This is a genomic window from Xanthomonas sp. SS (assembly GCF_014236835.1).
In the GTDB taxonomy this organism is placed as follows: Bacteria; Pseudomonadota; Gammaproteobacteria; order Xanthomonadales; family Xanthomonadaceae; genus Xanthomonas_A.
The window spans coordinates 641,247-660,042 of record NZ_CP051190.1 but is presented as its reverse complement, the minus strand read 5'-3'; the positions used below and the strand labels follow the sequence as shown (position 1 = coordinate 660,042).

Annotated in this window: 13 protein-coding genes and 1 pseudogene; 5 read left to right on the top strand and 9 right to left on the bottom strand. The window is 71.0% G+C overall.

What is annotated here, in order from left to right:
- Positions 1-72: 72 nt before the first annotated feature.
- Together HEP74_RS02885 and HEP74_RS21865 are read right to left on the bottom strand one after the other, a co-directional pair.
- On the bottom strand, positions 73-1,440 hold the full coding sequence (locus HEP74_RS02885; protein WP_185815109.1) for an MATE family efflux transporter: 1,368 nt from the start codon (positions 1,438-1,440) through the stop codon (positions 73-75).
- A 705-nt stretch (positions 1,441-2,145) separates the two neighbouring features.
- A pseudogene (locus HEP74_RS21865) lies at positions 2,146-3,111 on the bottom strand (hypothetical protein); the annotation flags it as partial.
- A 464-nt stretch (positions 3,112-3,575) separates the two neighbouring features.
- Between HEP74_RS21865 and HEP74_RS02875 the strand changes: the two are divergent.
- Positions 3,576-5,765 carry a primosomal protein N' gene (locus HEP74_RS02875; RefSeq protein ID WP_185815108.1) on the top strand — a complete coding sequence of 730 codons (2,190 nt, stop codon included), beginning with the start codon at positions 3,576-3,578 and terminating at the stop codon, positions 5,763-5,765.
- 29 nt (positions 5,766-5,794) lie between these two features.
- Here the strand turns inward: HEP74_RS02875 and HEP74_RS02870 are convergent, their stop codons facing one another.
- The gene (locus HEP74_RS02870; protein ID WP_185815107.1) at positions 5,795-7,510 is read right to left on the bottom strand and encodes a VanW family protein; all 1,716 of its coding nucleotides are present in this window, start codon (positions 7,508-7,510) and stop codon (positions 5,795-5,797) included.
- Positions 7,511-7,716: 206 nt separating this feature from the next.
- Between HEP74_RS02870 and HEP74_RS02865 the strand changes: the two genes are divergently transcribed.
- Positions 7,717-9,024, top strand: a complete 1,308-nt coding sequence (locus HEP74_RS02865) for an NAD(P)/FAD-dependent oxidoreductase (RefSeq protein WP_185815106.1) — start codon at positions 7,717-7,719, stop codon at positions 9,022-9,024.
- 55 nt (positions 9,025-9,079) lie between these two features.
- Positions 9,080-9,700 (top strand): trimeric intracellular cation channel family protein, encoded by a 621-nt coding sequence (locus HEP74_RS02860; protein ID WP_053837051.1) that lies wholly within the window; start codon positions 9,080-9,082, stop codon positions 9,698-9,700.
- A 114-nt stretch (positions 9,701-9,814) separates the two neighbouring features.
- Here the strand turns inward: HEP74_RS02860 and rpoH are convergent, their stop codons facing one another.
- From rpoH to rhlB, 6 genes are all read right to left on the bottom strand, one after another.
- Positions 9,815-10,693 (bottom strand): RNA polymerase sigma factor RpoH, encoded by an 879-nt coding sequence (gene rpoH, locus HEP74_RS02855; RefSeq protein WP_003469114.1) that lies wholly within the window; start codon positions 10,691-10,693, stop codon positions 9,815-9,817.
- Between the two features lie 219 nt (positions 10,694-10,912).
- Positions 10,913-11,641, bottom strand: a complete 729-nt coding sequence (ung, locus tag HEP74_RS02850; RefSeq protein WP_185815105.1) for a uracil-DNA glycosylase — start codon at positions 11,639-11,641, stop codon at positions 10,913-10,915.
- A gap of 18 nt (positions 11,642-11,659) precedes the next feature.
- Entirely contained in the window at positions 11,660-12,502 is an 843-nt protein-coding gene (locus HEP74_RS02845) for a response regulator (RefSeq protein WP_064542860.1), read from the bottom strand.
- Between the two features lie 7 nt (positions 12,503-12,509).
- Positions 12,510-13,457 (bottom strand): permease-like cell division protein FtsX, encoded by a 948-nt coding sequence (gene ftsX / locus HEP74_RS02840; protein ID WP_185815104.1) that lies wholly within the window; start codon positions 13,455-13,457, stop codon positions 12,510-12,512.
- Positions 13,454-14,140, bottom strand: coding sequence for a cell division ATP-binding protein FtsE (ftsE, locus tag HEP74_RS02835; protein WP_047324490.1), 687 nt, complete (start codon positions 14,138-14,140; stop codon positions 13,454-13,456). The genes ftsX and ftsE overlap by 4 nt, the downstream gene beginning before the upstream one ends.
- A gap of 73 nt (positions 14,141-14,213) precedes the next feature.
- The gene (gene rhlB / locus HEP74_RS02830; RefSeq protein ID WP_185815103.1) at positions 14,214-15,995 is read right to left on the bottom strand and encodes an ATP-dependent RNA helicase RhlB; all 1,782 of its coding nucleotides are present in this window, start codon (positions 15,993-15,995) and stop codon (positions 14,214-14,216) included.
- Between the two features lie 201 nt (positions 15,996-16,196).
- Here rhlB and trxA point away from each other — a divergent pair, with 201 nt between their 5' ends.
- Together trxA and rho are read left to right on the top strand one after the other, a co-directional pair.
- Positions 16,197-16,538, top strand: a complete 342-nt coding sequence (gene trxA, locus HEP74_RS02825) for a thioredoxin TrxA (protein ID WP_009605950.1) — start codon at positions 16,197-16,199, stop codon at positions 16,536-16,538.
- 238 nt (positions 16,539-16,776) lie between these two features.
- The gene (rho, locus tag HEP74_RS02820; RefSeq protein ID WP_185815102.1) at positions 16,777-18,633 is read left to right on the top strand and encodes a transcription termination factor Rho; all 1,857 of its coding nucleotides are present in this window, start codon (positions 16,777-16,779) and stop codon (positions 18,631-18,633) included.
- The last annotated feature ends 163 nt before the right edge of the window (positions 18,634-18,796 follow it).

The window sequence follows — 18,796 nt, the reverse complement described above, 5'->3', positions numbered from 1 at the left end:
GAAGGAAAGCGTCTTGCGCGCGTGCAGCATACCGGCTGTGCCGGCGCCGCACATGCGCCTGAAGTCAGGGGGTCAGGCAGCCGCGGCGGCGAGCAGGCGCCCGCTGCTGAGCCGGAAGCGCGCGGCCATCATCACCGCGGCCGCGGTCAGGCCCAGGATCAGCCCGATCCACATGCCCTGCGGTCCCCAGCCCAGCCACAGGCCGAGCCCGGCGCCGAGCGGCATGCCCAGGCCCCAGTAGGAGCACAGCGCGAGCAGCATCGGCACGCGGGTGTCCTTGAGCCCGCGCAGCGCGCCGGCCGACAGCACCTGCACCCCGTCGGGGAACTGGAACGCGGCCGCGTACAGCAGCAGCGTGGAGGCCAGCCCGGCCACCGCGATGTCGCGGGTGTAGACGCCGACGATGGCGTCGTGGCCGAACAGCAGCACCAGCGCCGACAGCGCCTGGGTGCCGAGCACGATCGTATAGCCGGCCCAGGCCGCGCCGCGCACGCCGACTGCATCGCCGCCGCCGGCGGCGCGCCCCACCCGCACCGTGGTCGCCTCGGCCACGCCCATCGGCACCATGAAGCACAGCTGCGCCACGTTGATCGCGATCTGGTGCGCAGCCGCCGGCACTTCGCCCAGCCGCGCGATCAGCAGCGCGGTGACGATGAACAGCCCGCCCTCCATCAGGATGGTGATGCCGATCGGCAGCCCGGTCTTCAGCAACCCGCCGATCGCGCGCAGGTCCGGCGCCTCGAAGGTCGCGAACAGGCGCAGCGGCGCGAAGCGCCTGGAGCGCGCCAGGTAGATGGCGAAACACAGCGCCTGCAGCCACATCATGATCGCCGAGGCGATGCCCAGCCCGCCGGCGCCGCGCTCGCGCAGCCCGAACAGGCCGAAGGTCAGCACATAGCCCAGCGGCGCCAGCACCAGCAGCCCGCCGAAACCGAGCAGCATCGTCGGCAGCGTCCAGTGCATGCCCTCGCTGAGATAACGCATGCAGAAGTACAGCACCATCGCCGGCACGCCCCAGCGGATCGCGTGCAGGAAATCGCGCGCGCCGGGCACGATTTCCGCGGCGATGCCCAGTTGCGGCAGCGCCATCGGCATCACGCTCAGGAACGCGAACATCAGCACGCCCAGGCCCAGCGACAACCACAGCGCCTGGCGGAACATCGGCCCGATCTGCGCGTGGCGCTTGCCGCCGTCGAGCTGCGACACCGACGCGGTCAACGCGATCAGGGTGCCGATCGGAATCATCATCGGCAGCCACAGCAGCGCGGTGCCGACCGTCACCGAGGCCAGCGTGCGGGTGCCGTGGTGCCCGGCGATCACGTTGTCGACGAAGCTGATCAGGCCGGCGGAGATATGCCCCAGGACCAGCGGCAGGGCGAGCTGCGCGGTGGTGCGCAGTTCGCGGCCCCGGACCGACGCCGGGGTGGAGGACGAAGACATTGCAAGACTCTGGCGATCCCGCCGACTGCGGCCGCGCAGGAAAGCGCCGGCGCCGGGTGGCGGAGGGGCCGCAGTTTAACCGATTGGGGAATTCGGGATGACCAGCCATTCGGCTGTGGAAGGCCGGGATTCGGGATGACCAGCCATTCGGCTGTGGAAAGCCGGGATTCGGAGAGCGGAGAGCGGAGAGCGGAGAGCGGCAGAATGTGTCCTGCCGTGCTCCGGCGCCGCTCAGCGCGCGGCGCGTTGGCGCAACCAGGCCGCGCGCGTGTCCGCGCCCTGCGCCAGCAACTCGCGGCGCAGCGTCGCGCGGTCCTGCGGCGGGGTGCGCTGCGACAACAGCGCCAGGTGCTCGCGCTGCTCGGCCGGCAACGTGCGCAACAGGCCCAGCAGCGCCGCACGCTGCGCGTCGGGCACATAGCCGAACAGCGGCTGCAACGCCCAGTACTCGCTGCCCAGTTCCGGACCCAGCAACCAGCCGTGGCGCTCCAGCGCATCCAGTGCGGCGAATTGCGCGCGCAGCGTGTGCTGCTGCTCTACCGGCAAGCCGGCGAAGGCGCTAGCCACCTGGCGCAGGCGCGCCTGCACCGTGGCGTCCAGCGCCTCCCAGGCGGCCTGGCGCTCGCGCAACTGCGCCGGGGTCAGCGCCGGCGGCGGATCGGCGGCCGCGGCGGGCGCCGCCGGGGCGGCGCTGCCGGTGGCGGACTGGGCGGCGGCGGCGTCGGCGAGGTCCTCCGCACTCGGCGCGCTGCGCTCGATCCGTGCCGGCGGCGCGCCCGCCGCGTACCACGCGAAGAAGTCCAGGTCGTAGACCGCCGGTTCCGGCAGCGGCGCCGGCGCTGCCGCCGGCAACGGCGGCGCGGTGGGCGCATCCGACTCGGCCGGCAGTTCCTCCACCTGCACCGGCCCGGTATCGCCCAGCGCCAGGCTCGAGCCGGCGTCTGTCGCCGCAGGCCGCGGCGGCGTCCTTCCCCACCACAGCGTCCCCAGCAGGGCCAGAACCACCAGCACGATCACTGCGGCCGCCAGCCGTGGCCGGGTCAGCCCGCGCCCGCCGCCGGCACGGCGCGGACGGGCCGCCGCAGGCGCCGCCGGCGTCGCCGCGGGCGTGGGCGCCGCGCCAGCGATGGCCGCATCGCGCAGTTGCGCCAGCGCCTGCAGCCGCTGCGACGGCAGTTCGCGCAGGTGCTGCTGGGCGGCATCGGCCAGCGCGCGCCAGCCGGCGGCGTCCGGACGCCCGCCGGCATCGCGCGGGCAGGCCCGCGCCAGCGCCTGCTGGTAGTCCTCGGTGGATTGGTTCAGGACCCGCGCCGCGGTCGGCTCGTCCAGCCCGGCCACGATCCGCAGCAGCAGCGCCAGGCGGTCGGCCGCGCCCAACTCACCCAGGTGCGCCAGCGGCGTGGGCCAGCCGCTGCCGGCCGCGGTGGCGACCTGACGCAGCGACGGCACCGCGGCGAGCAGCTTCCAGAAGCGCAGCGGCCAGTCGGCCATCGGCAGGGTCGCGGCATGGCTGCGGAACGCGCGCATCGCCGCGGCCAGCGCCGGCGCGCCGCGCTCGACACTGCCGCTCTGCAACTCGGCCAGCACCGCGGCACGGCGTTCGATGCCGCGCAGGAAGGCGGCCAGGGCGGGCGGTGCGACCGCGCCGTCGGAAGGGGGCGCGGCGGTCATCGGAACTCCATCATCGGCGCGATGATAGCGATGCCGCCGCCGCGCCGCGCGCTTGACAACGGCGCGCCGATCGGCTGCTTCAGGCGCCAGCCGGGCGGATCACGGCGGCGGGTTGTGCACAGCGCCCTCAAGGTCCGGGCGGCGCCTCCTGTCAAGCCCCCGCAAAATCATGTTGCAGCCATGTTTCACGGCCAAGTTGTTGTTATTTATTGGATTTATCCGAGTGGCGCTTTTTTGTCCAAGTTGTGGCAGAGGCTTGTGAATCCGTCTTCACGGCGTGGAGCATCCCTTTCATGCACAGCTTTATCCACAGCGGGTGTGGATAAAATCGATTCTCCAAGCGGGGCAGCTATTTACGACTTGTTTATCACTTTGCGAGCAGCTATCGCTTGCAACTGGCGCCCCTCGCCAACCATCGCCGAGGGGGCACTGGCCCCTGTCCCGCGGCCGCTAAACTAGGGCCGATGCCATCCCCTGCCGCCACCCTCCGCGTCGCCCTGCCGCTGCCGCTGCCGCAGCTGTTCGACTACCTGCCGCCGCCTGGCGAGTCCGTCGGCGCTGGCGACATCGGGCGCCGCCTGCGGGTGCCGTTCGGCAATCGCGAGCTGAGCGGGGTGGTCGCCGCGCTCGGCCAGGTCGAGGACAGCGAGGGCCTGCGCGCGGCGCTGGCCTGGCTGGACCCGGTACCGCTGCTGCACGGCGAGCTGGCCGACTCGCTGCACTGGCTGGCTCGCTACAGCCATGCGCCGCTGGGCGAGGTGCTGGCGACCGCGTTGCCGGTGACCCTGCGCCGCGGCGAGGCGCTGCCCGACACCCACGCCTGGGCCTGGCGCCTGACCGAGGCCGGCGCCAGCCACCGCGCCCGCCCCGGCACCCGCCCGCACCGCTTCGCCGAATTGCTGCGGGCCGGGCCGCTGGACGAGGACCGCCTGGACCAGGCCATGGACGACTGGCGCAGCGCCGCGCGCAGCCTGGCCAAGCGCGACTTCGCCGAACGCATTGCGGTCCCGGCCAGCACCGCGGCGCCGCAGCCGCAGCCCGGCCCCACCCCGAACGACGAACAGCAGGCCGCGATCGACGCCGTCGTCGCCGCCCCGGGCTTCGCCCCGTTCCTGCTCGACGGGGTCACCGGCAGCGGCAAGACCGAGGTCTACCTGCAGGCCATCGCCGCCTGCCTGGCGCGCGGCCGCCAGGCGCTGGTGCTGGTGCCGGAGATCGGCCTGACCCCGCAGACCCTGGCGCGGTTCCGCGCGCGCCTGGGCATGCCGGTGCACGCGCTGCATTCCGGACTCACCGACAACGAGCGCGCGCGGGTCTGGGCCGCGGCCTGGCGCGGCGAGGCGCGGGTGGTGGTCGGCACCCGCTCGGCGGTGTTCGTGCCGCTGCCGCAGGCCGGGCTGATCGTGATCGACGAGGAGCACGACGGCAGCTACAAGCAGCAGGACGGCATCCGCTATCACGCCCGCGATTTCGCCCTGGTGCGCGGCAAGGCGCTGGACGTGCCGGTGCTGCTGGGCAGCGCCACGCCGTCGCTGGAAAGCCTGCACAACGCCGCCAGCGGCCGCTACGCGCACCTGCGCCTGACCCGCCGCGCCGGCGAGGCGCGGCCGCCGACGGTGCGCGTGCTCGACGTGCGCAAGCGGCCGCTGCAGGACGGCCTGTCGCCGGAGGTGCTGGCCGGCATCGGCAGCGCGCTGGCCGACGGCGGCCAGGTGCTGGTGTTCAAGAACCGCCGCGGCTACGCGCCGGTGCTGCTGTGCCACGACTGCGGCTGGACCGCGCCGTGCCAGCGCTGCAGCACCCCGCTGCACGCCACGCCGATGACCGTGCATGCCGGCGGCCGGCGCCTGCAATGCCACCACTGCGGCGCGCGCCAGCCGGCGCCGCTGGCCTGCCCGGATTGCGGCAGCCTGGCGCTGCAGCCGCAGGGCATCGGCACCGAGCGCCTGGAAGAGCGCCTGCTGCAGGCCTTCCCCGACGTTCCCGTGCTGCGCATCGATCGCGGCACCACCCAGCGCCGCGACGCGCTGGAGACGCAACTGGCCACGCTCGGCACGCAGCCCGGCATCCTGGTCGGCACGCAGATCCTGGCCAAGGGCCACGACCTGCCGCAGCTGACCCGGGTGGTGGTGGTGGGCATCGACGAAGGCCTGTTCTCGGCCGACTTCCGCGCCAGCGAGAAGCTGGCGCAGCAGCTGATCCAGGTCGCCGGCCGCGCCGGCCGCGCCGCACGCCCAGGCGAGGTGTGGCTGCAGACCCACCATCCCGGCCATGCGCTGCTGGAGACCCTGGTGCACGGCGGCTACCACGCCTTCGCCGAGGCCGAACTGGCGCAGCGCGAAGCGGCCGGCTTCCCGCCGTTCGCGTATCTGGCGCTGCTGCGCGCCGAGGCCAAGCAGGTCGAACACGCCAACGCCTTCCTCAGCGCGGTGCGCGCGCTGCTGCCGGAGCACGCCGAGGTGCAACGCTTCGGGCCGATGCCGGCGCCGATGCCGCGCCGCGCCGGTTTCCAGCGCACCCAACTGCTGCTGTCGGCGCCGACGCGGCGCGCGTTGCATGCGGTGCTGGACGCAGCAGTGCCGGCGATCTATGCGCTGCCGCAGGCGCGGCGGGTGCGCTGGTCGCTGGATGTGGATCCGCAGGATCTGTACTGACCCGAGCGCGTCGCTCGCGACGCGCTTTCTCAGCCCGGCAAGCCCAGCACGTCGACCAGTTGCGTGCGCAGCGCGGCCGCATCGCCAGCTTCCACGCAACGCCACGCGCCATCGTCTGCGCCCAGACCGCAGGCCGCGGTGGCGATCACCGGCTTGCCCAGCGCCAGCGCCAACAGCGCACCGCGCGGCTGTTGCTCGATCCACGCCGGCAACACCACCACTGCGGCCTCCTGCACGCCCGCGGCCATCGATGCGACCCGGCGCACGTCGAAACCGCTCCAGAACTGCGGCGTCTCCTGCGCGCCCGGCGGCAACAGCAACTGCACCGGCAAACCGCGCAACGCCTCGCGCAATTCGAACGCGCCCTTGCGCGCCAGCGACGACGCCGCCAGCAGCACCTGTGCGGCAGCGCCATCGCTGCTGGGTTGTGCAGCATCAGGCAGCAACGGCCGCTGCCACTGCAGGGCGATGCCGCGGCTACCGGCCAAGGCCAGCAACTCGCGATGCGGAGTGATCCAGTGCCGCGCCTGCGCCAGTGCAGCGCGTTCGGCCTCGATCAGCAGCGGATCGGCGCGGAAATCGCGCAGCGTGGCGCTGTCGGGATGGCGCTGCGCGGCCACGTCCAGGCGCGCCTGCAGCACCTGCATCGGCAGCGCGGTCATGCACACGTCCCAGCGCCGGCCCTGCAGTTCGCCGGCCAGCCACAGGCCCGGCAACAGGCTCTGCGGCACCACCAGCTCGACATCCTGCGCGCCGAGCCGCCGTTGCAGCGCGCGCAGGCGGATGCGCTGCGCGCGCTGCCGCACCTGCGGCAACGGCAGCCCGCGGCGCAGCCACCAGCGTTGCAGCAGTGCTGCCTGCACCGCGGCGACGCTGCTTCGGCGTAGCGCCAGCACCCGATCGCCCGGCTGCATGCGGCGCCGGCGGTCGTCGGCGAATTCCGGCCAGTCCTCGTCCACCAGCCAGGTGCGGCGGATGCCCTGCGCGCTCGCCGGCACATGCCGATGGCATTCCTCGCGGCCGCAGCGCGTGCAGTCGTTCGCCGCGGTCGCGGCCGGCGTGCGCCGCAGCGGCAGCAACGGCAGCGCGGCGACGGCCGGTGCACCGCCGAGGATGCGCACGTGCAGGTCATCGCCATCCAGCCACACTTCCAGGCGCCACGCCGAATCGGCGCGCAGGCGCAGATCCACGTAGTTCCAGAACACCACCGCGTCGCGATCGCGCTCGGCCAGCGAACCGGCGATCACCTGCGTATGCCGATGCCGCTCGACGATCTGCAGGCCCTGACGCAACGCCGCGTCGTAGATCGCATTGGACAGTTGGCACAGGCCGCCGCCGATCGACGGCACCAGGCAGCCTTCGCGCAGTTCGCGCCCGGCGGCGAAACCGCGCCGACGCGTGGCCCGGCCCAACTGTCGCCAGAAACTGAAAACCGCCCCGGCCGGTACTTCGATCCCGTGCAGCGCACGCGCGGCCACGCGCAGGTTGTGGATCTTGCCGGCGACCAGCAGCGGCGAAGTCTCTTCCGACTCGGGCCATAACGCGGTGACCGATTCGGACACCGCCGCCGCGGCGATCGGCAGTCCCGCATCGCGGCGATGCCGTCGCGGTCTGCCGCGCAGATCGCGCAGCGCGCGGCGCAGTTGCAGCACGCGGGTCTTCAGCGCGAACAGCAGGCCGCCCAGCCGCGACGGCGTCGCCGCGGCGGGCGAAACAAGAGGCCGATCCGTTGTTGTCGCTCGCATTCCCACGCGCCCTCCGCATCCCTGCCTGCGCCCGCCATCGCGCTACTATAGGGCCATGCCGTTCCAGCCCCCAGTTCCTGCACGGCGCCTCGGCCGCTACGTGCATCACGGCGCTGCGCCGCACCGCGTGGCTGCAGCGTCCGCGGCCGTCGCCAGCGTTCCGACAGCCGCTCGCGCCTCGTCTTCGCATCCCTCTGGAGTCCCGTATGGCTAACCCGCCCGTACCGCACCTGATCGTGGTCGGCGGCGGTTTCGCCGGGCTGTGGGCCACGCGCGCGCTGGCCAAGGCGCCGCTGCGCATCACCCTGATCGACCGCCGCAACCACCACCTGTTCCAGCCGCTGCTGTACCAGGTGGCCACCGCCGGCTTGTCGTCGCCGGACATCGCCGCGCCGCTGCGGCAGATCCTGCGCAAACAGGACAACGTGGCCGTGCGCCTGGGCGAAGTGGTGCGCCTGGACAAGCAGGCGCGGCAGGTGCAGCTGGCCGGCGGCGAGACGCTGGATTACGACTACCTGCTGGTCGCCACCGGCGCCACCCATGCCTACTTCGGCCACGACGAATGGGCCAGGCACGCGCCCGGCCTGAAGACCCTGGACGACGCGCTGCACCTGCGCCGCCACCTGCTGCTGGCGTTCGAGCGCGCCGAAGCCGAGAGCGACCCCGCCGCGCGCGCGGCCTGGCTCAGCTTCGCCATCGTCGGCGGCGGCCCGACCGGGGTGGAGCTGGCCGGCACCCTGGCCGAGATCGCGCGGCATACGCTCAAGCACGAATTCCGCCGCATCGATCCCGCCGAGGCCAGGGTGCGGCTGATCGAAGCCGGCCCGCGCGTGCTGGCCTCGTTCCCGGAACGGTTGTCGGCCAAGGCGCAACGGCAACTTGAAAAACTCGGCGTGGAAGTGCAGACCGGCGTGCCGGTGGCCGACATCGACGCCAGCGGCTATCGGCTGGGCAGCACCTTCGTGCCAGCGCGCACCGTGGTCTGGGCCGCTGGCGTGGCCGCCTCGCCGCTGGCGCGGACCCTGGACGTGCCGCTGGACCGCAGCGGCCGCGTGCAGGTGCAGCCGGATCTGAGCATTCCCGGGCATCCGGAAGTCTTCGTCGCCGGCGATCTGGCCGCCCTGCAGCAGGCCGACGGCAAGCCGGTGCCGGGGGTGGCGCCGGCGGCCAAGCAGATGGGCCGGCATGTCGCCGAAAACCTGGCGAAACGGCTGCGCGGCGAAGCCGGCGACGCGCCGTTCCGCTATGCCGACTATGGCAACCTGGCCACCATCGGGCGCATGGCCGCGATCGTGCACCTGGGCCGCCTGCAGCTGTCCGGCCTGCTGGCCTGGTGGTTCTGGCTGGCGGCGCACGTGTTCTTCCTGATCGGCTTCCGCAACCGCCTGGTGGTGCTGCTCAACTGGGCCTGGGCGTACTGGAGCTACCAGCGCGCGGCGCGCATCATCCTCGGCGACGACACGCGCGCTACCGCGCCCGAGCCGGCCGAGCCCAAGCCGCCGCCGGCCGCGTGACACCCCGCGGCGGGGCTGCGATCCTAGCCGCCCTTTGCCGCTGCACAGTGCCGTCTTGGCGACCTTCTTGTTCCTGCTCGACCTGCTCGGCACCTTCGTGTTCGCGATCAGCGGCGCCACCGTCGGCGTGCGCCACCGCCTGGACCTGTTCGGCGTGCTGGTGCTGTCATGCGCGGCCGCGGTCTCCGGCGGCATCGCCCGCGACGTGCTGATCGGCGCCACCCCGCCGGCCGCGCTCGGCGATGCGCGCTACCTCGGCGTCGCCTGCCTGGCCGGACTGCTGACCTTCTACAGCCACAACACGGTCGAGCGCCTGCGCAACCCGGTGCAACTCTTCGACGCGCTCGGCCTGGCGCTGTTCGCGGTGTACGGCACCAGCAAGGCGCTGGCGTTCGGCCTGGGTCCGCTCAGCGCGACCCTGCTCGGCATGCTCAGCGGCATCGGCGGCGGCATCGTCCGCGACCTGCTGGTGGCGCGCACGCCGGTGGTGCTGCAGGCCGAGCTGTACGCGGTGGCGGCCTTGCTCGGCGGTGGCGTGGTCGCCGCGGCGCACGCGCTGCACCTGCCGCAGCCGTGGGGATTGGCGATCGGCGCCACGCTGTGCTTCGGCCTGCGCTTCATGGCGATCCGCTACGGCTGGCACCTGCCGGTGGCGCGGCCGCCGCCGGAGCCGTGACCCGCAACGCGCGTCCGCACAGCGGCTCTGCACACCTTTGGCGCAACGAAAAAAGGCCCGGAGAACCGGGCCTTTTTGCTTGGCGGATCGATCGTCCGCAACCGCGCACAACTCTTACGCCACGAACAGCGCCTTCATCTTCTTCAGCGCGTTGGCTTCGATCTGGCGGATGCGCTCGGCGGACACGCCGTACTCGTCGGCCAGCTCCTGCAGCGTGATCTTGCTGTCGGCATCCAGCCAGCGGCGCTTGATGATGTCGCGCGAACGCGCATCCAGTTCGGCCAGGCCTTCGCGCAGCAGCTGCAGCTGGTTGTCCTCGCTGTCGGCGCGCTCGTAGGCCTGCGAGGGATCTTCCTCGGCGGCCATCAGATAAGCGGCCGGCGACGGCGGCGCGTGGTCGTCGTCGTCGTCGGACGGCGCATCGAAACCGATGTCGCGACCGGACAGGCGCGACTCCATCTCCAGCACCTCGCGCTCGGACACGTTGAGGTCCTTGGCGACCGCGGTCACTTCCGCCGCGTTCATCCAGCCCAGGCGGGTCTTGGACTTGCGCAGGTTGAAGAACAGCTTGCGCTGCGCCTTGGTCGTGGCGACCTTGACGATGCGCCAGTTCTTCAGGATGTACTCGTGCATCTCGGCACGGATCCAGTGCACCGCGAAGCTGACCAGGCGCACGCCCATTTCCGGGTCGAAGCGCTTGACCGCCTTCATCAGGCCGATGTTGCCTTCCTGGATCAGGTCGCCCAGCGGCAGGCCGTAGCCGTTGTAGCCGCGGGCGACGTGAACCACGAAGCGCAGATGGGAATGGACCAGTTCGCGTGCCGCATCCAGGTCTTCCTGGTCGCGGTAGCGCACCGCCAGCGCGCGTTCCTCTTCGGACGTCAGCACCGGGATCTGGTGCACGGCGCCGATATAGGCATCCAGCGAACCGAGCGGACTGGGGATCGGGAGGTTGTTGGCCACCAGCGCGGTGGCAGGTATGGTCTGGCTCATAGGGCTCATCTTAGCAGTCAACTAACTAGACTGCTGGGTACAGTAAAAAGTTCCTGCGTTCTGTTTATGGAACATTCGAATCAGGAAACAGACTGTGACAGAAGCCACTGGAACGCTGGGGAAGACGGGCGTAACCGGTTACGAGCGCCAAAACTAGCACCCAGCCTGCGAAATTTGCGTACACGCGGCGCGCTCCCGGCGACGCCGTCGAACCACGGTTCAGCCGCCGGCCAAGGCCGCGTCCAGCGCCGCGCGCGGCGGCAGGCTCCAGTCGATCGGCGCGGCGCCGCGGCGGCGCAGGTACTCGTTGGCCGCGGAGAAATGCTTGCAGCCCAGAAAGCCGCGGTGCGCGGATAGCGGCGAGGGATGCGGTGCCTTCAGCACGCGGTGGCGGCGGGTGTCGATGACCTTGCCCTTGGCCTGGGCATAGCTGCCCCACAGCAGGAACACCAGGCCTTCGCGCTCGCGGTTCAAGGTCTCCACCACATGGTCGGTGAAGCCCTCCCAGCCCTTGCCCTGGTGCGCACCGGCGCGGCCTTCCTCGACCGTCAGCACCGCGTTGAGCAGCAGCACGCCGCGCTGCGCCCACGGCAACAGACAGCCGTGATCGGGACGGCGGATGCCCAGGTCGTCCTCGATCTCCTTGTAGATGTTCAGCAGCGACGGCGGCACCGGCACCCCGGGCAGCACCGAGAAGCACAGCCCATGCGCCTGGCCGTAGCCGTGGTAAGGATCCTGGCCCAGGATCACCACCTCGACCTGGTCGAACGGGGTCGCGTCGAACGCGGCGAAGATCTGCCGGCCGGGCGGGAACACGTGTGCGCCGGCGGCCTTGCGCTGGCGCAGGAACGCGGCCAGTTCACGCATCTCCGGGCGCAGCAGCCAGTCGCCGACCTTCGCCTTCCACGAGGGTTCGAGCTGGATTCGGGTGTCGTCTTCGCTACTCATGCAGGTTCGGCAGATCGGTCAGAAGGTCACGGCATTGTCGCTGAGCTTGGCCAGGCGCAGCTGGAACAGCACCTTGGTAACCAGCAGGCGCTCCTCGATCGGCTTCTGCACCAGATCGTTGGCGCCGGCGCGCAGCAGTTCGGACTGGTTGTGCGGATTGCTGTCGCCGGTCATCACCAGCACCGGCATGCGCCGCTTGCCGTAGGCGAAGTCGATGCGGATGCGCTGCACCACGTCGCGGCCGTTGAGTTCGCCCTTCAGGGTGACGTCGGTCAGCACCAGGTCGATGCGGCGGGTGGTGCGGCCCAGCGATTCGGCGGTGAGCAGCGCGAACGCGTCCTCGGCGGTCAGCACGTGCACCACGTGCAGTTCCTGGCGCTCGAGCATGCGCTTGGTCGCCTCGGCCACCACCCGGCTGTCCTCGACGTAGAGGATGGTGGCGCCGACCACCGGCTGCGGTTGCACGTAGCCGCGGATGAAGGTCGCCAGCGCCTCGTGGCCCAGCGCCTTGTCGAAATAGTCGGTGACGTATTCGGTGAAGCGGCGTTCGACCAGGTGCTGCTGCGCATCGCCGGAGACCACGATCACCGGCACGTAGGCCTGGCCGGCGGCCTCGCGCACGCTGCGCGCCAGAGCCAGGCCGTCGCCGTCGGGCAACGCCAGCGAGGTGGTGACCAGATTCACCGGGCCGGCCTCCAGCGCGGCGCGCGCCTCGGCGATGCTGGCGCAGCCGACCACTTCCACGTCCGGCAGTTCGCGGTGCAGCACATCGGCGATCAGCTTGCGCACCAGCTTGGAGCCGTCCACGACCATCACCCGCGGGGCGTCGCTGATCAGGTGCTTGAGCTCGTGCCGGGACATGCGCGCCTCAGGTATCGGTGGGACGCGTCTGGCGCAGGAAGTGGCCGGTCACCAGCCAGGCGCCGAGCCAGCCCAGCAACAGGGTGCCGAGCAACACGAACCCCGAATGCAAGGCGTCCAGTCCGTGCAGCGCGAAATGGCTGCCGTAGCTGTCGGCCAGTTCCGCCAGCGGTGGCCCCAGCGCCAGCCCGGAAGCGGCGATCAGGCCCAGCGCCAGCACCCCGGCGCCGAAGCCGTACCAGGCGCCCAGGTACAGGAACGGGCGGCGGATGAAACCGTCGCTGGCGCCGAGCAACTGCAGCACGCCGATTTCCTCGCGCCGCGACTGGATGTCCAGGCGCACGGTGTTGCCGACCACCAGCGCCGCGCCGGCACCGAGCAGCACCGACAGCACCTGCACCAGGCGCTCGCCGAAGCGCAGCCAGCCATCCAGGCGCTTGCGCCACAGTGCGTCGTGCTGGACCAGGTCCGCCTGCGGCAGCGCACTCAGCGAGGCCGCCAGCTGCGCGTCGTCGGCCGCGGCCGGAGTGACGATCAGCAGCGTCGGCAGCGGGTTGTCGTCGAGCGCGTCCAGCGCCTCCCCGAGCCCGGCGCTGTCGCGCAGCTCGGCCATGCCCTGCTCGGGCGTGCGCAGCGTCACCGCGGCGACATCGGCACGGCCGCGCAGGGTCGCGGCCAGCGCGTTGGCCGCGGCGGCATCGATGTCGGTCTTCAGGAACACATTGATATCGCGCGACTGCTGCACGCTGCCGGCGAACTGCTTGAGGTTGTCCAGCGCGATCGACAGCCCCAGCGGCAACGCCAGGGCCAGGGCCATCACCGCCATCGTCAGCAACGTCGCCCACGGCTTGCGCATGGCCCGGCCGAGGCTGTAGACGATGCTGTGCAGGTGGTGGTCCCACCACACGCCCAGGCGCGAGGGCGCGGCGCCGCCGGCGGCATTGCGTGCGCTCATTCGGCCAGGTCCTGCGGAGAGATGTCGTCGGCCAGGCGGCCGTGGTCCAGGATCAGCACGCGCTTGCGCATCTGCTTGAGCAGCGCCAGGTCGTGGCTGACCACCAGCACGCTGGTGCCGCGCGCCGGCAATTCGGCGAACAGCTGCATGATCTCGGCGGCCAGGGTTGGGTCGAGGTTGCCGGTCGGCTCGTCGGCGACCAGCAGGCGCGGCTCGGCGACCATCGCCCGGGCGATGCCTACGCGTTGCTGCTCGCCGGCCGACAGCTGCGATGGCAGCGCCTTCTCGCGATGGCCCAGTCCCATCCGTTCCAGTACCGAGCGCACGCGCTTGCCGATCTCGGCGCGGCGGGTGCCGCGCAGGATCAGCGGCAGCGCCACGTTCTCGGCGATGCTGCGGTCCATCAGCAAGCGGTGGTCCTGGTACACGACGCCGACCTCGCGCCGGTGCAGCGGCACGCGCCGCCCGCGCACCTTCAGCAGGTTGCGCTCGCCGAACAGCACCGCACCGCGCGACGGACGCTCGCTGAGATGGATCAACTTGAGCAAGGTGCTCTTGCCCGCCCCGGAATGGCCGGTGACGAACAGCATCTCGCCCTCCTCCACCTGGAAGCTGACGTCCACCAGCGCCTCGTGGCCACCGGCGTACTGTTTGCTGACATTGTCGAACCGCAGAACGCTCATCCGGCGATTATGCCGGAGCGGCCCGGGTTTTCGTCCACCGTGCGCACGCCGCGAACGGTGGAGGACCGGTTCATCAGGAGCTGGAGACCAGCGAACGCAGCTTGCGGCCGAGGCGGGTCAGGAACGAATCGTTGGCCGCGGCGGCCGGCGCCGCGGCGCGCTCGCCCTGGCGCGCGGCCCTGACCTGCACCGGCTTGGCCGGCGCGTCGGTCGGCACCGACGCTGCCGCGCCTTCGGCACCCTCGAGCGGACGGCCGCCACGGCGGCGACGGCGCTTGCGCGGCGGACGCTCGCCATCGACGGCGGCTGCGCCATCGGCAGCCGCGCGCACCGGCTTCGGCACGGGTGCGGCGACCGGAGCCGCGACGGCTTCGGCTTCAGCAGCGACGGGTGCCGCCGTGACCGTCGTCGCCGCGGCATCGCCCTCGGCCGGGCGCGGGGTGCGCGGACGTCGCGGCTTGCCATCGGCACCGCGCGCTTCGCCACTGCGGCCAGCGCCGCCGCCAGGACCGCTGCGGCCGCCGCCGGGCTTGCCGCGGCTGCTGCCGCCGCCGCGCCGCTGCTCGTCGGCCTCGCGCTGCGCACGCGCCTCACGGAAGATGTCGCCGATGCTCTCGTCGGCATCCGCGTCGACCTCGACCGCTTCGCCCTCGACCACCGCGCGCGGGGTGCGCGGCATCGCCACCAGCAGTTCGGCGGTGACCGGCTCGACCGGGATCTTCTGCTCGATGTAGGCCTCGATGTCCGGCAGGCTCATCGCATAGCGCTCGCAGGCGAAGCTGATCGCGTCGCCTTCCTCGCCCAGCCGCGCGGTGCGGCCGATGCGGTGCACGTAGTCCTCGGCGTCGAACGGCAGGTCGTAGTTGTAGACGTACTTGACGCCATCGATGTGCAGGCCGCGCGCGGCCACGTCGGTGGCGACCAGGATCTCCAGCTGGCCCTTCTGGAAGCGGTTGAGCAGGGTCTCGCGCTTCTTCTGCGGCACGTCGCCGGACAGCACGCCGACCCGGTAGCCGTTGCGCTCCAGCGAACGCGCCACGCGCTCGACGAAGGCCTTGGTGTTGACGAACACCATGGTGCGCGCGCCCTCGCTGCGCGATAGCAGACCCAGCAGCAGGGTCAGCTTCTCCTCGTCGGAGGGGAAGTAGATGCGCTGGCGCACGCGCGCGGCGGTGATGCTCTCGGTCTCGACCACGAGCTTTTCCGGCTCGTTCATGTGCTCGTAGGCCAGTTCCAGCACGCGGTGGCTGAGCGTGGCCGAGAACAGCAGGGTCTGCCGGGTGCCGCGCTCGGGCATGCGCCGCAGCAGGAAGCGGATGTCCTTGATGAAGCCCAGGTCGAACATGCGGTCGGCTTCGTCGAGCACGCAGATCTCGCAGGCGTGCAGCGACACCACTTTATGCTGCTTGACGTAGTCGATCAGCCGCCCCGGGGTGGCGATGATCACGTCCACGCCCTGCTGCAGCAGCTCGCGCTGCTTGTCGTAGTCCACCCCGCCGTAGACCAGCGCGAAGCGCAGGCCCAGGTCGGCGCCGAACTTCACGGCATCCTTGTGGATCTGGATCGCCAGTTCGCGGGTCGGGGCCAGGATCAGCGCGCGCGGATCCTCGGGCTTGCGGTCGGCCAGCGCCGGGCGGCTGAGCAGGCGGTTCATCACCGTCACCAGGAACGCCAGGGTCTTGCCGGTGCCGGTCTGGGCCTGGCCGGCCACGTCGCGGCCCGGCAGGGCCACCGGCAGGGTCAGCGCCTGGATCGGTGTGCAGCGGGTGAAGCCGGCGCCTTCGAGGCCGGCCAGCAGCGCCGGTTGCAGCTCGAACGCGGAAAAAGTCACATCGGTCAGCGGTTTGTCGCTCATCATTCCATCTTCGTCAGGCCACCCCGCCCGAAGCGTAAGGTCGCGGCTTGCATCGGCCCCGGCAGCGTCGCACACTGGCTACTTCCATGCCGGGTCGCGCGACAGGGGGAATCCCTTGATTTCGCCGCGCAATGCCCCAGTTTACCGCAATGCGGCGGCCACCCGGTCCGGCCAGTCGCATTGGCCCAGGAGATACCCCTAGTGAGCGATAAGGTCCTACACGTCGGCGACGCCGATTTCGATACCGCCGTGCTGCAATCCGGCGAGCCGGTCCTGGTGGACTTCTGGGCGGAGTGGTGCGGCCCGTGCAAGATGATCGCCCCGGTGCTGGACGACCTGGCCGACGCCTACGACGGCAAGCTCAAGGTGGCCAAGGTCAATGTGGACGAGAACCGTGCCACCGCGATCAAGTACCACGTGCGCTCGATCCCGATGCTGCTGCTGTTCAAGGATGGCAAGGTCCAGGCCACCCAGATCGGCGCGGTCGGCAAGGGCCAGCTGACCCAGATGATCGACAAGACCCTGGGCGGCGCCGCGGCCTGAGTCTGTCGCGGGTCGCTCCGGAGCGGAGCGGCCGCTGTTGTACCGGCCTGCAGCGTCGCTGCCGGCCGGCTGAATCGCCCGGTAACGCCTGCTTGCCGTGGTTGCGCGGCGATGATAGTGTCGGCGCATCCGGTGGCATTCGCGCACCGCACCCCCTCTGGAAGATTCTCTTCTAGACCCCTTCCCAACCCGTTTGCCCCCACGCTGGGCGCTCGCACTCATAGCGAGGAATCACCACTTGTCCGATAACACCATCACCGAACCCGGGAGCGTCGACGCCCCCGCCGAGAAGCGCGCGCGCAAGCCGCGTGTCAGCAAGGCCGTGAGCGGCGCTGACGGCGGAGCCGAGCACGGCGCACCGGCGCAGCCGAACCTGCCGCTGAACCAGGCGCCGGCCCAGTCCGACGCGCCGCGTCCGGCGCCGCAAGAACGCCAGGAACGCCAGGAACGTGCCGCGCCGCAGGAACACGCGCAGGCGCCGTCGCAGCAGCCCCAGTCCCAGCCCGCTCCCGCCTCCGGCGGCGATGCCCAGGGCCAGGGCGGCGGCAACCAGAACGACGGCGGCGAGCCGCGCGAAGGCGGCAACCCGCGCTTCAACAACCAGAATCCGCAGAACCAGAACAACCAGAACAACCAGCAGGGCAATCGCCGCGACCGCTTCCGCAATCGCCGCGATCGCGGTGGTGGCGGTGGCGGTGGTGGCGGCGGCAATGGCGGCGGAGGCAATGGCGGTGGCCGCGAGCGGTATCCGGACAACGGCCTGCCCAGCGACACCGGCGCCAACGAAGTGTTCGTGCCGCGCCCGCACGCCAACGTGCCGGAAGGTTTCCCGATCTACTCGCTGAGCGACCTGAAGCGGATGCCGGCGCAGAAGCTGCTGGACATCGCCGAGCAGCTCAACATCCAGGACGGCGTGGCCCGCGCGCGCAAGCAGGACGTGATCTTCGCGCTGCTGAAGGTGCTGACCCGCCACGGCGAAGGCGTCGCTGCCGACGGCGTGCTGGAAATCCTGCCGGACGGCTTCGGCTTCCTGCGCGCGGCCGAGGCCAGCTACCTGGCCGGCCCGGACGACACCTACATCTCGCCCAGCCAGATCCGCCGCTTCAACCTGCGTACCGGCGACCACCTGTCCGGCCGCATCCGCTTCCCGAAGGACGGCGAACGCTACTTCGCGCTGTCGATCGTCGACACGATCAACGGCGAGCCGCTGGAAGCGAGCAAGAACAAGGTGCTGTTCGAGAACCTGACCGCGCTGTTCCCGCGCAAGCGCTTCACCCTGGAACGCGGCAACGGTTCCTCGGAAGACATCTCCGGGCGCATCCTCGATCTGATGGCGCCGCAGGGCAAGGGCCAGCGCGCGCTGATCGTGTCCCCGCCCAAGGCCGGCAAGACCATGCTGATGCAGCAGGTGGCTACGGCTATTACCACCAACCATCCCGACGTGCACATGATCGTGCTGCTGATCGACGAGCGGCCGGAAGAAGTGACCGAAATGCAGCGCACCGTGCGCGGCGAGGTCATCTCCTCCACCTTCGACGAGCCGGCCGCGCGCCACGTGCAGGTCGCCGAGATGGTGATCGAGCGCGCCAAGCGCCTGGTCGAGCACAAGAAGGACGTGGTGATCCTGCTCGACTCGATCACCCGCCTGGCCCGCGCCTACAACAACGTGGTGCCGTCCTCCGGCAAGGTGCTCAGCGGCGGCGTGGACGCCAATGCGCTGCACCGCCCGAAGCGTTTCTTCGGCGCGGCGCGCAACGTCGAGGAAGGCGGTTCGCTGACCATCATCGCCACGGCGCTGGTGGAAACCGGCAGCAAGATGGACGAGGTGATCTACGAAGAGTTCAAGGGCACCGGCAACAGCGAAGTGCACCTGAACCGCCGTATCGCCGAAAAGCGCGTGTACCCGGCGATCGACATCAACCGCTCCGGTACCCGTCGCGAAGACCTGCTGATCGAGCCGGAGCTGCTGCAGAAGATCTGGATCCTGCGCAAGCTGCTGCATCCGATGGACGAGATCGCGGCGATGGAGTTCCTGCTGGACAAGATGAAGAACACCAAGTCCAACGACGAGTTCTTCGGTTCGATGAAGCGCTGAGTCCGGCGCTGGCTCGACCCAGGCGCCCCGCTTCGGCGGGGCGTTTGCGTTTGTGCGGGACTACTAGATGCGCGAGCGGTGGCCGCGGCGTTATCGCCTCGCTCAATCCGACCGGTTTTCGACATGCCGCTGGCGATGCTGGCCGTGTCCCCTCACCCGTGCC